This is a genomic window from Niabella pedocola (assembly GCF_021044425.1).
GTDB classification, from domain to species: Bacteria; Bacteroidota; Bacteroidia; order Chitinophagales; family Chitinophagaceae; genus Niabella; species Niabella pedocola.
Window position 1 is genome coordinate 483,873 of the sequence record NZ_JAJNEC010000007.1, and the last position, 17,849, is coordinate 501,721.

The 17,849-nt window shown below is 47.5% G+C and carries 8 protein-coding genes; 3 read left to right on the forward strand and 5 right to left on the reverse strand.

The window, feature by feature from the left end; translation table 11 throughout:
- Window positions 1–637 precede the first annotated feature (637 nt).
- From LQ567_RS22995 to LQ567_RS23010, 4 genes are all read right to left on the reverse strand, one after another.
- Window positions 638–3,949: a DUF5107 domain-containing protein gene (locus tag LQ567_RS22995; protein ID WP_231008222.1), complete on the reverse strand. Its 3,312-nt coding sequence runs from the start codon at window positions 3,947–3,949 to the stop codon at window positions 638–640.
- Between the two features lie 42 nt (window positions 3,950–3,991).
- The gene (locus tag LQ567_RS23000; protein WP_231008223.1) at window positions 3,992–5,329 is read right to left on the reverse strand and encodes a sugar porter family MFS transporter; all 1,338 of its coding nucleotides are present in this window, start codon (window positions 5,327–5,329) and stop codon (window positions 3,992–3,994) included.
- A 194-nt stretch (window positions 5,330–5,523) separates the two neighbouring features.
- Window positions 5,524–8,289, reverse strand: a complete 2,766-nt coding sequence (locus LQ567_RS23005; RefSeq protein ID WP_231008224.1) for a sugar-binding domain-containing protein — start codon at window positions 8,287–8,289, stop codon at window positions 5,524–5,526.
- A gap of 315 nt (window positions 8,290–8,604) precedes the next feature.
- Window positions 8,605–10,170: a glycoside hydrolase gene (locus LQ567_RS23010; protein WP_231008225.1), complete on the reverse strand. Its 1,566-nt coding sequence runs from the start codon at window positions 10,168–10,170 to the stop codon at window positions 8,605–8,607.
- Window positions 10,171–10,501: 331 nt separating this feature from the next.
- Here LQ567_RS23010 and LQ567_RS23015 point away from each other — a divergent pair, with 331 nt between their 5' ends.
- From LQ567_RS23015 to LQ567_RS23025, 3 genes are all read left to right on the forward strand, one after another.
- Window positions 10,502–11,389, forward strand: coding sequence for an AraC family transcriptional regulator (locus tag LQ567_RS23015; protein WP_231008226.1), 888 nt, complete (start codon window positions 10,502–10,504; stop codon window positions 11,387–11,389).
- A 314-nt stretch (window positions 11,390–11,703) separates the two neighbouring features.
- Entirely contained in the window at window positions 11,704–12,969 is a 1,266-nt protein-coding gene (locus LQ567_RS23020; protein ID WP_231008227.1) for a 6-bladed beta-propeller, read from the forward strand.
- 22 nt (window positions 12,970–12,991) lie between these two features.
- Window positions 12,992–15,892, forward strand: a complete 2,901-nt coding sequence (locus LQ567_RS23025) for an outer membrane beta-barrel protein (RefSeq protein ID WP_231008229.1) — start codon at window positions 12,992–12,994, stop codon at window positions 15,890–15,892.
- A gap of 449 nt (window positions 15,893–16,341) precedes the next feature.
- Here LQ567_RS23025 and LQ567_RS23030 read toward each other — a convergent pair whose 3' ends face one another.
- Window positions 16,342–17,820: a S41 family peptidase gene (locus tag LQ567_RS23030; RefSeq protein WP_231008230.1), complete on the reverse strand. Its 1,479-nt coding sequence runs from the start codon at window positions 17,818–17,820 to the stop codon at window positions 16,342–16,344.
- Window positions 17,821–17,849 lie beyond the last annotated feature (29 nt).

Below are 17,849 nucleotides of genomic sequence, written 5' to 3' on the forward strand. Positions count from 1 at the left end.
AAATGTTCCTACGCTGCCCCGAAAGAAGCGCCACGGTTTACCGGAACTGCGCGCTGTATAACTTCCTTAAAAGTGCATCTTCACTATTGCAATGGAAGCATTGTTCCGCGCCGGCATCTGCGATCACTTTTTCATAGACCATACTCGCATCCGCTTCAGCACTGCGTTACAGACAATACGGCATACATACGCATTCAAGGCAGCCGCAGGTTGATCCTGCTTTTATGTTCCCAGATCTTTACAAACACTCCCTGCAGCACATCTCCCGCAAACTGACGGTCTTTATAAGGGATAACATATAGGAATATAATTGCTGATGGTATTGGTTATAAATCGCAACGAACGCCTTCCCATCACCGTTTTTCAGTTGCATCAGCAGTCGATCGTCCAATAACATCTTACGCAAAATAACAATTTTATAAGAAACTGCCGAAAAAAAGTGTACGTACCCGTAAAAAACACCAAAGCACATTGAGGCTGTGTAAGATACTCATCGGGGAAAATACATTAAGGCCGGTCAGCCCCCCTTTCCGGTCCGGGAAAAGCAGGCTTTTTTAAAACGCCGGCCATAAAAAAACCGGATCTTAATGATAAAATCCGGTTTATACTATTCAATATTTTTGTAAAACCGATCCGGTCAGTACACGGGTACCAGATTCCGGTGCAGAACAGCACCGGAATGCGCAGGGTCCAGCTCCAGCACCTGGCCCAGGTATTGATCTGCCATTGCAGCGTTACCCAGCCCCAGGTATCCCAGCCCCATCAGGTAGTAGCAATGGATCCTGTTCCGCAGGTTCAGATCGTCATCAAAGATCATCAGGTCCGGCAGCGAGACTGCAAAAAAGTCGATCGTAACCGTATCCTTTAAATGCGTTTCCCCATAGCGGATCAGGTTGCGAAAACGTTGTATCGCCTCCTCCGGTCTTCCCAGTTTCTGCAATGCCATTCCCTGGTAAAAGATCTTATCGGGTTGCTGGTCATTGTAATAAATAGCAGGTGCGGGCTCCGAAAGCCCTACGGCAGCCTTCTCCCAGTAGATCTTTGCCGCGGGCAAATTGCCGCCGGCCTCCTCCATGCATCCGAGCCAGTAATCAATGTCATTCTCCTGCGCGCCATACAGTTTTCCTTCACCCAGGTTTGCCGGGTATTCCTGAGCCTTATGTAACAAACGTTCGGCCTCATCCAGATCGTTTTTCGCCAGTGCCTGTTTCGCCCGTTCTACGTGGATCAGCACATGCTGACCAGAAGTGCGGCCCTCGCCCCCCTCCCAGGGATGAAAATTCCGGGCTTTCAGCAGCTGGTTTGCTTCTTCAAACCGGCCCAGCAGGGAATGCAGCCCGATGTATTCGATATAAAGATCATCCCGCTCCCGTACCTGCTCCGGATATTGATTTAAATACGAAAGGCGCTGCTCCGGATGCAGGTTAAACCGCTTCTTCAACTGATCCAGTTCAAATAATATCCTTGAATCTGAAGGATCCGCATCAAATGCCTTTTGAAACAAACGGAGGGCTTCCTGTTTTTTACCAAACTTATTATAGTAGGCGATGCCGAGATTCCGGTTAGTGGTGGCAAAGCCGGGATTTATGGCCAGCGATTGCTCCCAGCAGCTGCGGGCAGAATCGTACAAACGTTTTCCATAATAAAAGTTACCCAGGTAATACAACGCTTTGTAGTCGCCGGGATTTAGTTCTGCTGAAGTTGCCAGCACCGCGATGTCTTCAATGCGGTTGGGAAATACGCCATCCGGATCCATCTTAAACGCATCTCCAAGCCATGCCGCAGCCTGTTCGTGCTTGCCGGATAAATAGTTGAAATACCCCAGGTAATAATATACCAGGGGGTCCTTTGTATGACCGGCGGTCATTGATAAAAATGTAATCGCATCTTCATACAAGCCCGCAACAGCATATTGCAGGGCCATTTCGACAAAAGAATAAGCCCGGTTGCGCATTTGCTGTTGAAGCAGCCTGCGTTCCGTTTCAGCAGCTCCGTCATTTCCCTGCTGCTGCAGGTAGCGGCACCACTCAAACCGGGCCGCAAAATCAAACACATCAATAGCCAGCGTTTCCTTTAACAAGGCGGCTGCCTCTTCCCAGCGCTGCAGCTGCCGTAATGCTACTGCTTTTATATGGCGTGCCTTCAGGCTGTTATAGTTTCTTAAAACGGATTTTTCTGCAAACCCCGCGCAAGCCTCCCAGTTATGCTGCAGCGCACGAATGTATGCCAGCTGCAGGTAAGCATTGTCCTGCATGGCGGCATTCCAGGCACTTTTATGCAGCCAGGCCGCAGCTTCTTCCAAACGGTGCTGGTAGCGCAAGCAAAGTCCCAGGTTATACAGTGGCTCACCATCATAAGGATTGGGGTTTTTTTGTGTAAGTTTTTCCGTTGCAGCGCGGAGATACGGCTCTGCGGTTTCAAACTGACCGCGGCGCAGGTACCATAGTCCCACGGCATTATTACAGCGCACATCTGTTGCATCCCGTTTTAATGCTTCACGGTAATAATCCAGCGGTGCATACGTGGCATGCCGGTATTGCTCCAGGTGCAAACCGGCCAGGTAGAGTTCTTCATTGGTAGTCAGTGCTTCGGGTTGCAATACAGGCTTTGCCGGATCGGGTATCGCCTCCGTATTGCGTGCTACCGGTGTATAGGCGATCAGCAACTTACCACCGGCATCCCGTACTTCTGCAACAAGCCCTTCGGTATCCGATGCATCTTTGATGGGAACCTGTTTTTCAAAACTCTTCCGGGGAGAGAGCTGTACCGTTTCTGAAAAAAGCAGATCCCCTGCCTGCATTAATTGTATCGTTACCGCCTGCTCCTTTGTTACGTACACCTGTACGGTGGCGGTATCTGCCACAACTTCCAGGTTTATCATGGCATCTATGGAAGCATTCTTTACATATCCGATGTTCTTATAGGGCATGAAGTACTGTTTGAATGTTCTTACTTCATTGGGCATGATCCAGCTGAAATCCGGCTGGTTATCGGTATATACCCCGCACATCAGTTCAAAATAAGGGCCGTCTTCATCGGTGAGCTGGCGGTCCCAGGCCTTGCCGAACGCGCCACAGCCCCAGGTCCATTGTTTTTTACCGGGACTTACATGATGATCGGCCACGTGCATGATACCCGCCTTTTTTTGATGATGATAGCCTCCTACAAAATTGAATGCACTGTTAACGGCCATATACGAAGTAGGCACGGGAATATTGGTATAAATTGAGATATCGGTACCCGGCGAATAGTCCACCTTATAATAGGTACCGGTTGCAATGGGAAATGAACTTACGTCCCTTTTTCCATGATCAAAGACCGCATTTACATCCGGGGGAAATACACTTTGATAATGTTCGTCTACCGCCACAGCCGGGTTGGCCCACCACAAAAAAGTTTGCGGAAACGGTGTGCGGTTATACAATTTTGCCTCCAGCTCAATATAGGCTTTATCAGCATAAAGGGTAAAACCCAGGGCGCACTTGGTTCCAAACATCTGCTCATACTCATTCACCCATACCGTTTTACTGCCGTCTTTATTTTCAACGATCTGAAAATCGGTTGCATCAAAGGTAGTGGGCCGGTGATGCTGCGGCCAGTTGAACTCGATTCCTCCGCTGATCCAGGGCCCCAGCAACCCCACCAGCGCCGGTTTAATAACCCGGTTATGGTACACAAAATGATAGTCATTTGTTTTATCATAGGCCATCTGTATCCTCCCGCCCAGTTCCGGCAGGATCATTACCTTCAGGTAATCGTTCTCCAGGTATAAAGCGGTCCATTCTTTTTCTTCCTTTTCATCGTATACTTTATCGATCACCTGGTACGGATATACCACGCCGCTGCTTCCCTGGTACACCCGTTTTTCCAGGAACATCGGGTTTTTGTCTGGATGGCCGGTTTTGTAAGTAGGAATCTTAACTACTTCCTGCCATGCTTGCACTTCCATAGTCATCTTTTTATAATTGTAGAACTTAAATTGTAGTCGTTATCAATGTCCGGAGAAAACAGTGTCCATTTCCTCCAGCGATTTTCCTTTGGTTTCTTTTACCCGGAATTTTACAAACAAAAATCCAAGCACACAGATACCTGCATATATATAGAAAGGCGTGTAGGTACCCAGTTTTTTTGCCAGTATCGGAAATGTAAACGTAAGTATCGCATAGGAAGCCCAGAGGGCCAGCACGGCAATGGAGGTAGCAGCACCTCTAACCTTATTCGGAAAAATTTCTGAAATGAGTACCCAGGTAACCGGAGCCAGGGACATGGCATATAACCCGATGGCAGCCAGCAGCGACCAGGAGGCAGCGGCTGATTGCTGTTTCAGCAAGGCGGCACTGATCACATACAGAATGGTTAGTCCGATTGCTCCCAACAACATCAGTGGTTTGCGCCCAAGTTTATCTACCTGCCACATGGCTATCAAGGTGCAAATCATATTGACCAACCCGATAAACACGGTTTGTTTCAGCTGATCATCCTGGCTAAAACCCACACTTTCAAAAATGTTTGCCGTATAATTAAATACTACGTTGATACCGCAAAGCTGCTGAAACACGGCCAACCCGATACCGATCATTACCACGGGAAAAACCGCGCGCTGGAATACATCCTTATAGCGCACCACGGTATCGCCGGCAACCGACCGGCGGATAGCCTTCAGCGTATCTGTGGCATAATCAGCGCCACCGATCTTTTTCAATATTTTTTCCGCAAGGGCAAGCTTGCCTGCCTTGGCCAGCCAGCGCGGGCTTTCCGGCAACCAGCAAACACCAAGTAAAAAAAGTGCAGCAGGTACGGCCCCCAGCCCCACCATCCAACGCCAGGCATCTGCACCTTCGTTCCGCAAACTATAGTTTACCAGGTTGGTAACAAAAATCCCGATTACGATGGTGAGCTGGTTGATTGCTACCATACGGCCACGCATATTGGCGGGCGCTACTTCTGCAATATACATGGGCGATAATACGGAAGCCATCCCTACTCCTATGCCCGCAGCAAAACGCGCTGCAATGAATACGGCGCTGTTGTGTGAGAAGGCCATCGCCAGTGAAGAAACAAAAAATACCGCGGCGGCCAGCATCAATCCGCGCCGGCGTCCCCAGCGATCGGAGATCCTGCCGGCCAGCAAGCATCCTGCAATACAACCCAGCGCCAGCGAAGCCGTCGCAAATCCTTCCTGTACCTCATTGAACCCAAACTGTTCTTTCAGGAATGGCAGTGCTCCTGCAATCACCGCAAAGTCGAACCCGAACAGATAACCGCCCAGCGCCGAAATAAATGAAATACCGATAATATAGGAAGTATTAAACGGATACTGACTTTTCATATTGAAGCGATTTTAGAAATACAAAGATGCGCACATAAAAAGGTAAATAGAATGGATATCCTTACGAAAAAAAAGGATGATCTTATGAAGCAGTATGGTCCGTTTGCACCGGCCGGCAGCCCATTGGTCACCGGTAAACAGTCTTCCTGTTCTGCTCCGCTACTCCAGCACAGTAACCAAAACGCAACAGCCGGCTATTGAATCAACAACTGCAACTGTTCCGGCGTCAGCAGGGTTTCCGGCATAAACCGGGTACTGTTCATGTACCGGATGAAACTGTATCGCAGCTGGCGTGCCGCCGGCCGCTGCTCCAACCCGTCGGTAATATTAACGGAGGTCATCAGCAGCCTTCCTTTTCCCACACGGGCCTCGATCACATTGGCCATTTTCCGGTTCTTAAAAAAATTGTCAATCACACGCACTACAGGCGTCATGGCGGGCAATGCATCGAGGATCATCGTTTTTGAAGAGGTGATCAGATCCCACCACTGCCAGTCGCTGTGAAATGCCGTAGGAAACTGCTGCAGCGCCGGATGCTGCGGATTGCAAAGAATACCCATTGTGCCGGGTTGGTCGGGGAAATGCACCGGACTCCAGAACACCGGGGCAAAACGGCCGTTAACACCCTTCAGAGCAGCGGTATCCGGGTTGAACAATACCTTCTTTCCTTCTGCTAATAACCGCCGGGTTTCTGAAAAGGAACGGGTAACGTATACCTCGTCTGCGTTGTCCTCGATGGTTGCAGGGTATACCCAGATCCGCCATTGATTTTTATACGGCGTACCGTTAAGCTTCAGTTCAACGGTAAGTGCTGTTGCATTTTTTAAGCCATGCAATGCAAAGCGGGTTTCCCCGATCCGGCTGCCGTTTCCAACCGGCAGGTCCGCCGCCGGCCATTCTTTTTTAAACAGCAGTTTTCCTGATTGGTCTTTTATAGTAAGCTGCGGCAACGCCTTTGTGAGCGGGCCTGCACTGAAATTGGCTACCGATGCCGCCACCTTAAATACTTCGTTGTTTGTATACACCGCTTTGCTAAAGCGGATCAGGGGTACTACTTCCGAGCTGTACATCCGGTGTGCCTCAGGGCTTACCAATTGCTTGCTATCCCAGAATGCATCGAGGATCCCTACCAGTGCCGTACCCTGTCCGGGAAAATCATGCAGGTCCAGCAACTGATAGCCGCTGATGCCATTGGTTTTTAATGCACGTTCCATTTCTTCTTTGTATAGCTGCGCTGCAAAAACGCCGCTGGCGCGTGTAAATGAATCGGCCAGCGATAAAAGGTTCTTTTTCCGGAGATCATTCCGGACTGCTTTAAAATTGAGCGGATCCAGGACGCCGGTATATTTATGAATCTCCCTGAGATTGGGATATACAGAGTACTGCCCGATCTCATGGGTGATCAGGGGCACTGAAGCACCTTCAACAGCCCCGGTATAATCAGTGGAGAAATCGGGCGCATGATCATTAAATACTCCCTGCCCTCTTACCCATCCCTTCTGTGTGTACTGTGTAATAAAAAAATCATCTCCTGTTTCCGGCCAGCGGCCGTGATCTTTCTGAAAGGTAAACGTGGTTGTTGTATACAGGTGGCGGCCATCCTTTTGTTTCAGCTGCATCAGCAATCCATGTAACCAGTTAAAATCGCCCTCCAGTTCATTGCCCAGCGACCACAGGCAAAATGAGGGATGGTTGCCATAGGTTTCGCTGATCCGTATGGCTTCCTTTTCCAGGAACCGGTTGGTTGCCGCAGCCTCTCCTGCATGCATACTCCATAACGGCAATTCTACCTGAAGGTAAAAACCCATAGCATCGGCTACTTCAAAAGCAGCCTCCGGCGGGCACCAGGAGTGAAAACGCAGGTGATTCAGGCCGTAGCTTTTTGCTGCACGGAATACCTTTAACCAGCCCTCTTTTGTCATTGGCGGGTAGCCTGTTAACGGGAATATATTACACTCCAGCGTGCCTCTTAAAAACACCGGACGGCCATTGATACGCAGGGTTTGCCGGTCATTCGTCAGGGTTCTTAACCCGAAGCTGGTTTTGCTGCGATCCAGCAATTTTCCACCGGTTGTTTGTAGTGTTACCTCCACCTGGTATAACTGCGGATGAAACTCATCCCATAGCTTTGCCTGGTTCCCCAAGGCGCATTCCATTTCACTATCCGATGTACCGGATGCCAGGCTAACCGGTATGGTACGTACGGCTACCTGCTTTGCTCCAAAAAATATGGCTGTTTTCAATACTGCTTTCTGGATGCCGGGATGCTGGTTCTCCAATCTTATTTTCAGGCCTACCCTTTTTTGTACGGCATCCGGGTAGGTTTGTATCATACCCACCGACAGCCGGTTCCGGGCACTTAATTTTATGGCACCGATGATACCGTTCCAAATGATCTGGGTTCCGTCGGTATAGGCATGGGCCATCTCATTCACCGAAATATCATATTGTTTCCGGTTGTCGATACGGATCGTTAAAAGATGCACGCCCGGTGTAAGATACCTGCTCAACTCAAATTCATGCGGCACGCTCAGGCTTTCACCGGTTCCCGTTTCGCGGCCATCTACCCAAACCCGTGTATTCCAGATCACACGCTCCAGGTATAACCGGATCATTTTATCATTCCATCCCTGAGGAATCACGATCTGTTTGCTATACCAGGCGGCCCCGGTATATGCATGCTTACGGGTTAGCCGGATCATCACCTCCTTATTCATCTGGTTGGTATCCCGCTTTATTGCTTCTCCGATACCTGCATCATCAAGGGTTCCCGGCAATTGTATAGCCTGGCCTTCATCTTTAAGGAACCATTGCTCTTTTATTCCGCGGTCTTCTTTATCCAGCCGCAGCTTCCATGACCCCGCCAGCGAAATATCCTGCTGTGCATGAGCCTGTACAAATAAAAAAAGGAAAAAGCACAGCCACCCGCTTCGCGTTGTAGCTGGTAATAATCTACGCATTGGTTGTATCATCGCAGTTCAACTTTTTTTTAAAAGATGGATATGGCGCATTCCTGAAGCCGGCACGCCGGCCATATACATATAGCAGGCAGCGTCCACATTGAAAGGTCAAACATAGCACCCTGCTGCCAGGTTTTCAATGGCTAATCTTCGGAAAATGATAGATTTTCTGATGCTGCCGGTTGCCCCGGATGTGCATGAGTATCTGTTAAGAAAGGCTGTAATACAGCTACGGCGAGGCGAAGGGCTTAGTGGAACAATTGCGATCCGTTTTTTTAAGCCCGCCGGGTCCTGCTTTTCAGTGCATTATGGATATCATCGTTGGCCCTTTCCGGTGACCGTTACCACCGATTGGGCAGGAAGCTGTATTTCGCCTGCACGCGCCGCCGACCGTTTCAGGTTTTGCGTCCGGTCTGTTGTATACACATCAAGCCATTGATCATCCGATCCCCTGAGCTGTACGGTTTTTGCCTGAAGTGTTGGATTGATCAGCACCCATACCATTTTTTTTGTATCCTTATAGGCGGATGCCAATACACTACCTGCGTTTGCGGACAGGGTTACGGCCATCCGTTTCATACCGGGCCTTACAAACCGGGCGAAGTTGCCCATTACCCAAAGCTGTTTTGAATCCAAGATCACACCATCTGATTTACAGGCCGGCACATCAATGTTACCGGAAGGCGCATTTATATACACCAGGGCGTCGCTATAATCATAGGGTGCCATTGCCAGCCACCATTGCCAGGAACTAACATTGGCAACGGTAAGATCCTGGTGGATTACTTTTGCTACATAAAGACCGTATTCGATACCGGTATTGCGGGGTGCACCATTGTATTGATTACAGATATTACCCAGGATACCAAATTCGGTTTGCCAAACCTGTAACGAGGGGATACGCGCAGCTGCAGCCTGCACCTGTTCCCGGATGCGCACAGCCACAGTATCCGGACAGGTGGTAAAATAACTATGGCCTGAAATAATTTTGGCCACTGCCGGCAGCCCCCCCAGATACGCGGGCCCGGCCGGTGCAAAGAACTGGTTGATCTGGTCTCCGCATTCCTGCTCATTTTTACCAAACAGATAATCCCACTGCCCGGCCTCGCCCACTACGATTCTTGTGCGCGTCCCTTTCATCTTAGAGGCAACCGCCTTTACAAGCCCCGAAATCTCTGTATTCACCGCCTGTGTACCCTCCTGGCTGGCACCATCTGCCCGTCCCCATTTCCATTGCGGTTCATTCACCGGACTCAGAAAATCAAATTTAAAATGACCAGCAACTTTCGCTAAAAAACCGGCATAGGCATCCATCATTCCCTCCCGGATATTCATCTGTGTATTGCCAGAAGCATTATACGCTTTCCCATTTCGAGTCATAAAAACAGGGGGCGTTAGTGAAAAGCCCAGTGTGTACCGCACTCCCCGCTTACGCGCCGCCTGCAGAAACCATTGTTGTCCTTGCTGCTTATCCCAACGATAGGAACCATCTTCATTCATAAAGCATTCTTCTCTTCGCCACTCATCTTTAATATTACTGGCGACACCCTGTTCAAAACTTCCGCCACCAATATTAAAGCGCCATAGCGACAGCCCGATACCTCTGGGGCTTCCGTCCTTTAATGTATCCATGCTAAAGAGCAGGTCTGCGATCCGTTCCTTTTTCTGCGCATCCTGCCAGCTGCCGATGAACTTGGCCGTCCAGCAATCAGAAGCTCCAAAGCTATGTATCGTCTGTTGTATTGCCTCCGGATCAACGGTAACGGTTATTTTTTCCAAAGGATCCTCTAAACATGCATCACGGGCACCCTGTTGTTCATCATATCCCAACAGCAATCCCACCGGCACCAACAGCAAAGCGAACCATATCTTTTTAACCATACGATCTTTCTATTGTATTTGCGTTATTCCTTTTTAGCCAGGTGGCAAGGCTACAAAACACTACCCGGCAAACAATCGGCTTTCAAATTCCCCGGGGCAACCGGAACGCAGGAACATACTGCTTCCGGTAAAAATACTGCTTTTTCTGGGTTGCCCGGCGAACGCCTTTCAAACCCGTTACCTTCCGGTTTGCAAGGCAACGGGCCGGACAGTATACCGGCAATACCAGCCTGCCTGTATTATTTTTACCCCGATATAACAGGCTGTGAAAAATATAAATACTTTTACAGGATCAAGGCTGCGGAAGTTTCCGCAACAAAACGGATCTTCGATGAAATCATTTAATTCAGAAAACGCTCAGAAAAAGATGGAGGGCTTTGCAGGCCAGCTCACCTATATCCTGCCACAGGCTAAAGTCAGGTTCTGTGCCCAACATATTTTTTGCAAAAAACTTTATATAACCGATATCGGTTATTACCCTAACGCAGCGCTCCATGAACGGGAGCGTCAGCAGGGATGTGCCCAATACATCCTCATATACTGCGTAAAAGGACGGGGCTGGTACGCCAGCGGAAAGCATCACTACACGGTAAACCCCAACGAATTCTTTATCATCCCCGCAGGTACTGCGCATCATTACGGAGCCGATGTCAACGACCCCTGGAGCATTTACTGGCTGCATTTTTCCGGCTCCGACGCCGATTTTTACTACCGGTTTCTTACAAAAGCACAGGGCAAGGCACCGGCGAATGCGGTCGTAAACACTTCACGGCAACTTATCTTCTATGATATGCTGCAGCACCTTGAGTTAATGGACAACACGGATAATATTTTTTACAGCTGCAGCTTTGTGCATGCATACCTGGCTTCTTTTCAAAATACCCAGATCAAGCGCACGGCCAACGAAAAGGATATCATTCAGCAGTGTATTCAATTTATGAAACAAAACCTGGACAAGCCGCTGCGGCTGGATGAAATCAGTGCCGCCGTTGGACTTTCGGCCTCCCATCTGTCTTCCCTGTTTAAAAAGCAGGTCAAATCCAGCCCCGTTCACCTCTTCACCTCCCTCAAAATACAGAAGGCCTGCCAGATGCTGATGGATAGTTCGCACAACATCAAAACCATTTCCTATAGCCTGGGATATGAGGACCAGTACCATTTTTCCAGGGTTTTTAAAAAGATCATGGGCATTGCCCCCAAACATTTTAAGAATAAATAACACAGGATAACAGGCTTTTTAATGACCGCGCCGGCTTCTGTGCAAGCTATTCAGTGTTTATTCTATAAAGCACTGATGCCTCTTTTTCCTTAACCAGGAGGCCACACCACGGCCTTTATGCTTGGCGACGCCCGTATTCAAACTACCGCATTCAGCCGGCTCCAAAAACATTTGTGCGTCGCCGGCCCGGATCCTCTGGCACCAGTTTTCAGAATTAACAAATTCCTATATAAAAAAAGGGCATCAACTGGTTTTGCGCGCGTACATTTGGAGCATTGATTGACACTCATCCGGGTATGAAAAAACGAATGCTTTTGAGTTTGCTGATAGGGGTCTGGCATATTGCATGGGCCCAGCTTCCACCGGTATTATTAGATCCTGCTAAAGCAAAAGACACCACGCTCTCTTGCATTTTCGAAGAAACCGAGGTTATTCCCCTGGAAACAACCCGTCAATCCACTTTTGGAGTGATTAGCCAGTTGGTGGTCACTGACCGGTACTTCATCATCCTGGATACGGATACCGATGCGGTTCTTTTTTTTGACCGGCAAGGAAAATTCATAACAAAATATAAGAACAAACCCAAACGTTACCGGATCAACTTTATCCAGCTGGACAAGAATCATCATGCACTGCTGATCTTCAGTCAAAACAGGAACTATACCATTACGGCGGCAAAGCTGCAAGCCTTACTGGCAAAGGGGCCAGGAGAACAGTTATCAACCCGGGTAATGGCCGCACGGCTTTCTCTTAACAACCTGGATACTTTATCTACAGAAACCTTACCCCCATCAGCATACCTGCTGACCAATCCGGTGGGCCTGGGTGCGGGCAGATTTGCCTTTAGTTTTATCAGATCCAATGGCAAAAATACCGATACACAGGATTATGGATTAAAGATGATGAACAACGGCAACGTGGCACAACGCTTTTTCCCGTATCATACAAAGACGGATTCCGCATTTTATGGAAGGTCTGCCTACCAATGCAATTTTTTCCCAACCCTGAATGATGCTGTATTTTTTATTTCACGTCCTTTTCAGCCCTATATTTACCGGCTTACACCGGATTCGCTTACAGAGGCGTACCAAATAGTAGCCCCGAAAACGGATCGTGCCCCGGCCACGGCGGGAGCCTTTTCATTTACAGCTGTTGACCGCATTTCTATAAGCAGTATGACAATTACTACTGCAAGATCCGGCCGGGAAGCCCCTATTTTCCTGAGCAATACAAATACCGTCAATAATTTCGTTGACCAGAAGCGATTTCTTTTTTTTAATGTACGGCAACCGATGGGCTATTACAACTACTATGTGTTCGACAAAAAGGAACAGATTCTTTACAACCGGAATAAATTAAAAGCAGACAGCAGCCGTTTTCAATTCTCTCTTCAGGGACCGGTACTGGCGTTTGATGAAAACAACATCTACCAGGGCTTTTCCTCGAGAGTGCTTTTCAACCTGAAAAAAAGCACCGGGTCTGCAAAGCTGCAATATGAGGCAAGCCTCTCCCGTTTTTACGACACCGGTAAACCGGTGAACAACCCTGTTATTCTTCGCCTTAAAACCAAAGCAGATTAATGCATGCATGAAACAATGGCTGTTGATCATATTACTCCTTTTTCAACTGGCATCTTTTGCTCAAAACAAAGGTAGCATTAAAGGCACGGTGCTCAGCTCAATAGACAGCAGCGCACTTCCCTCCGCAACGGTCACCGTTTTTAAAAAAGCAGATTCATCAGCCATCGATTACCAGATAACCACAGAGCAGGGATTTTTTGAAATAAAAGCGCTGCCACTCAAAACACCGCTTTATATTTCTGTGAGCCACACCGGTTTTGTATCTTTTATAAAAGATCTTTACCTGGACTCCGCAACAAATACCATTACCTTCAATAGAATAAACCTGATCAGCGATACCGGGCAGGTATTGGAGGAGGTAACGGTAAAAACCGTAGCCCCCGTAACCATTAATGGAGATACACTGGAAATTAATCCGGCTGGTATCCGGCTGGATTCTACAGAAGTTGCCGAAGAAGTTTTATTAAGAACACCCGGTGTAGCGCAATGGCTGGACAGCTCCATTACCGTGAACGGGAAACGGGTAAAAAAAATATATGTGGATGGCCGGCCGTTTTTCGACGGCAGCTTTAATATGGCACTCAAGAACCTGCCGAAACATGCCATTGAAAAAATACAGGTATACCAGGAGCGCGATCTTTATAAACAGAAAATAGAAGATATTCAGAAAGACACCACGGTAGTGATGAATATAAAGCTGAAACCCAATAAGCGAAAAGGGTATTTCGGAACAGTTACAGCCAGCACCGGAACCAATAAAAGTTATGGCGGCAACACTTCCATGCAGCTTTATAATAAAAAAACAAATCTGGGCCTGAACGCAAATGTCAACACGATAAAAAAGGCACTGGGCGAAATTGAGCCGGTACTGCAAAACAAAGATCTGAACATTCAAAACAACTGGACATCAGGCATCTCTTTACGAAAAAGCTTCAATGAAGCCAGCGACTTCTTTAATGAAAAATCGTTCAACGGGCAGTATTATATATCCGGCAACCGGAACAGCTCCATTAATAACCGTACTACCGTAAGAACGCTGGGCGACACCCGGTTCACTGATGTAAGCAACGGCTATGGACTGTCGCGCCTACTATCCCAATCGCTCCGGGGAGAATACAATGCCCGGAAAAAAGAACAGTCCTTTTCAACAAATGTTTCCTATCGCCGCACAAATTCCAGCTCCGCATCTGAAGCAAATGTAACCTCATACCGGAATGACTCTACGCTGGCAAGCCGCTCCAACAATACTTCCCAAACGGAGAGCGCCGGCAACGATTTCAGTCTTAATGGAAACTACAGCAATACTTCAGTGAATGAAGACCCGGACGCAAAAAATTTTTCAGCTACTTATTCAGTCAGTTACGGAAACACCATCAGCAACAGCAATACCTACAGCCGCTTTGAAGCACTCGCAGACAGCATTTACACCAATCTTTATGACCGGAAATATGTTACCAGAAATTCAAACCTGAACGGCAGCCTGGGATTGAATTACGGTGGTTTGCGGCAATTGCTGCTAAAAGATCACAATTTCTGGAATATTAATATGGGATTGAACAATCATATTCAATATTCGGGCGCGGAAATCAATGCATTGGTAAGTGACAGGGATACACTCACCCATTTGTATACCCGCAACCCAGGCCTTTCAAACCTTAGCAGTACCTCTAATATTAATAACCGGACCGGGTTCCAGCTGGAAAAAACTTTTTCAAAAACAATTACCGACCGGTTCCAGCGAACCATACGTATCAGCACCAACCTGCAAAACCAGTTGCTGTATCAAAAAAATGTTTCAACCCTCAGCTATCGCAACCGGACATTTGTATACAACTTTTTTACGCCCACATCCGGCATCTCGTATAATTATTCCAAAATACAGGGGCCGAATATCAATATGAACCTGACGCACAGCAGTACGGCAACCGCCCCAACCATCGACCAGCTATACCCCATCCAGGATAGTGCGGCCGACCGGTATCATATGACGGTAGGCAACCCCTATTTAAAATCGCGGCTCAACAATACGTATAATTTCAATTTTTCGTATAATAACAACGGGGGGTTTGAAACCAAGTATTCCTACAACACAGCATTTAACATGGGGTATAATAAGGAGCGGAATGGTATATCAGACAGCACGATCTATGATGGCAATGGTGGCAGCACCAGTTATTTTATTAATACACCCGGCACGAAAACATTCAACGCGGGTTTAAATGCGGGGTTATCACTTACATTTAAAAAAGCAACCTTTCAGGTAAACACCAATGGAGGATATACTAATGGCAGTATTTATTATACCGCCGGCTCCGGCAGCAACAGCTCCTTTAATAGCGGTATCAGTATGAACGTATCCTACCCTGTACGCAAGAATATTTACCAGTTCAACTATAGTGGAAACTGGGGAAGCTCGCAGGGTCCGCAATATATCGATGGCGACCTATTAACTTACAGAAATGACCGGCGGAATCACTATTTTGCTGTATCCTTTAATGCACCGGGGATTATTGAGGTATCAGTACAGCAATCAATTTCAGGCACCAATGCTGAACAGTTTGGCGGACGCAGCGCCTATACGCCTACAAAAACACAATCGTTCAATACCACCGCAAGAGCTACATTGAAGGTGCCCAAAAATTTTACATTAGGAAACAGCTTCCGTTACAGCAAAAACATTTCGGTAAACCGGCAGCCCATCCAAAATATCAATTGGGATGCGTATGCCAGCTATGCCTTTCCCAAAAAGAAAAAAATGTTTGAAACCCGGGTTTCTGTATTCAATATCCTGGGCCAAAACCAGGCAGTGAACAGCTATTCAAACGGCAGCACTACTACCACTTCCGTGTCGCAAGGGCTGCAGCGCTATTTCCAGCTTACACTTTCCTATTTTCCCAAACAATTTGGCGGCCGGGCCAGATAGCCGGCAAATACCCGGTTGTAACACACTTCCTGGCTTCTACCGGTAATTTGTTGCTACCCGGAGCGGGCATCATATGCCTGCACTTTCGAGAGCATTGCTGCAGGCAGGTTCCTTGTTATTCCCCTGTTGCAAGGGCCGGGCTCTATATTTTTATACAGCCTGGCCCGGTAAGGACCGTCGGGCAAAGATCTCTGTGCCAAATTTTAAATATATAGATGTGCCACCGCAGTTGTTATTGACAGTCTTTTTGCCCCGCACGATCGCCTGCTGCATTACAAAAATGCTATAATGGATGCTGTTATGCAATCTTAATCGGTTTATTTAAAACCGGCCAACGTAAAAACATTACCGGGTATAACATGAGACTGACTATCAAACAAATCATAAGGAACGCTAAACTTTTTATCAGCAAATCAGGCCGGGAACCAGGATCCGCAATATCCCGTTGTTTATTTCAACAGGATCATGTCCTTTACAGAACACAGTTCCGGATCCTTGCCATTTTTCATATAGGTCATAAACTGATCCATGGGAACTTCTTTATCGGGCATTATTCCCCGGCCTTTATCTATTGTTGCATTAAAAAAATACAGTTCCGACATCGGAACCGTCAGTATGGATTTTGTGCGGGGCAGCTGATAGGTTAGGAACCAGGCTGCCGTGGTGGCGTTTTCCCCGCTTCCTGTTTCCTTTCCAACAATCAGTCCCCTGTTGTTTTTTTGCACCAGGGAAGCAAAATAAGTTGCGGCCGATACCGTTCCCCCACCCGTTAAAACGTATACGCTGCCTTTAAATGCGTCTTTATCGGGCGGAAAATTTTCCAGCTGGCCTTCTCTTAAACGGGTGTTGCCGATGTAAAAGCCTGCTTTATCATCTTTATCGTAACGCTGGTACAGGAAATTCTTTTGACTCTGAATATCGTCATCCGACATTTTCCTGCCGTCTGCTATGGCGTACTCCGGGTAGGCGATATCAATTGTCCTGGTCCGGTAGTTAAAGATATTATGAAACGGCATCAGCGAAAGAAAAGAATAAAGCAATGCCGATATATTGGGATTGCCCCCCCCGTTGCTGCGGATATCGATGATCACATTTTTGTATCCCCGTTTATTGACCTCCTTAAAGAAAGTACTGAACTCTTTATAGGCATAAGATTCCGCCAGATTGAACGAGTTCACTGTTAGTACGGCTAATTTTGAAACATCATCAAAATCGCTATAGATCCAGTAGCTGCGTTGCAATACATTTACCGGGTAAAATGCGTGACGTGCCCGCCGGATCCCCTCCGATGGATTTTCGGCAGAAAGGGTCACCCGCTTTATTTCGTTTTTAAATGGTTCCCTGTACCCGATCTCGTAGCTTTTCCGATTATGATTTTTCAAGCTTAAGGCTGCCTGAAATTCTCCGTAAAAGCGGTCGGTAGCGGTTGCTATGTTGCCATCTGCATAGATCTGGGAACTGATCCCATCCAGCACGGATGCTACCGGCTGTAGATTAATCGTCATAATTTCAGCAGCAAACGGCAATTCCGTTTCTTTTGAATTTACAAATACCCTTCCTCGCTCAATCATCACGGGAACAGGAAAAAAATTTGTTGCTTTAATCGCTTCCTTTCCATTATCCGCCGACCATCGCAGGTTCAGATGCACATCCCGGATCAGATAAACCGGTGAATAGTTAGCAAGTGCAAATACATCTTCCTGTTTTGCGGCCTCCTTCATCAGGCTGTCTACCTTTCGTTCCAGGGCAATCGAGTCTATGAACTTATAGGGGTTGGGATGCTGCTTTTTCAGAATATCCATTGCGAGGCGGTAATCTGCAATAATGTCTTCCTTCTTTAGACCGGGCAATTCTTTTACCTGCCCTCCCACATTCAGAAAACAGCCAAACAGGAACATTACGAAAAAGGATCGCAGATCATACTTCATATTATTAAGATTTTATTCAAATGATGAAA

What these genes read in the sequence shown, in the direction of transcription:
- LQ567_RS22995 (WP_231008222.1), bottom strand. Translation starts at nt 3,949, where the DNA reads ATGGAAGTGCAAGCATGGCAGGAAGTAGTTAAGATTCCTACTTACAAA.
- LQ567_RS23000 (WP_231008223.1), bottom strand. Translation starts at nt 5,329, where the DNA reads ATGAAAAGTCAGTATCCGTTTAATACTTCCTATATTATCGGTATTTCA.
- LQ567_RS23005 (WP_231008224.1), bottom strand. Translation starts at nt 8,289, where the DNA reads ATGCGTAGATTATTACCAGCTACAACGCGAAGCGGGTGGCTGTGCTTT.
- LQ567_RS23010 (WP_231008225.1), bottom strand. Translation starts at nt 10,170, where the DNA reads ATGGTTAAAAAGATATGGTTCGCTTTGCTGTTGGTGCCGGTGGGATTG.
- LQ567_RS23015 (WP_231008226.1), top strand. Translation starts at nt 10,502, where the DNA reads ATGAAATCATTTAATTCAGAAAACGCTCAGAAAAAGATGGAGGGCTTT.
- LQ567_RS23030 (WP_231008230.1), bottom strand. Translation starts at nt 17,820, where the DNA reads ATGAAGTATGATCTGCGATCCTTTTTCGTAATGTTCCTGTTTGGCTGT.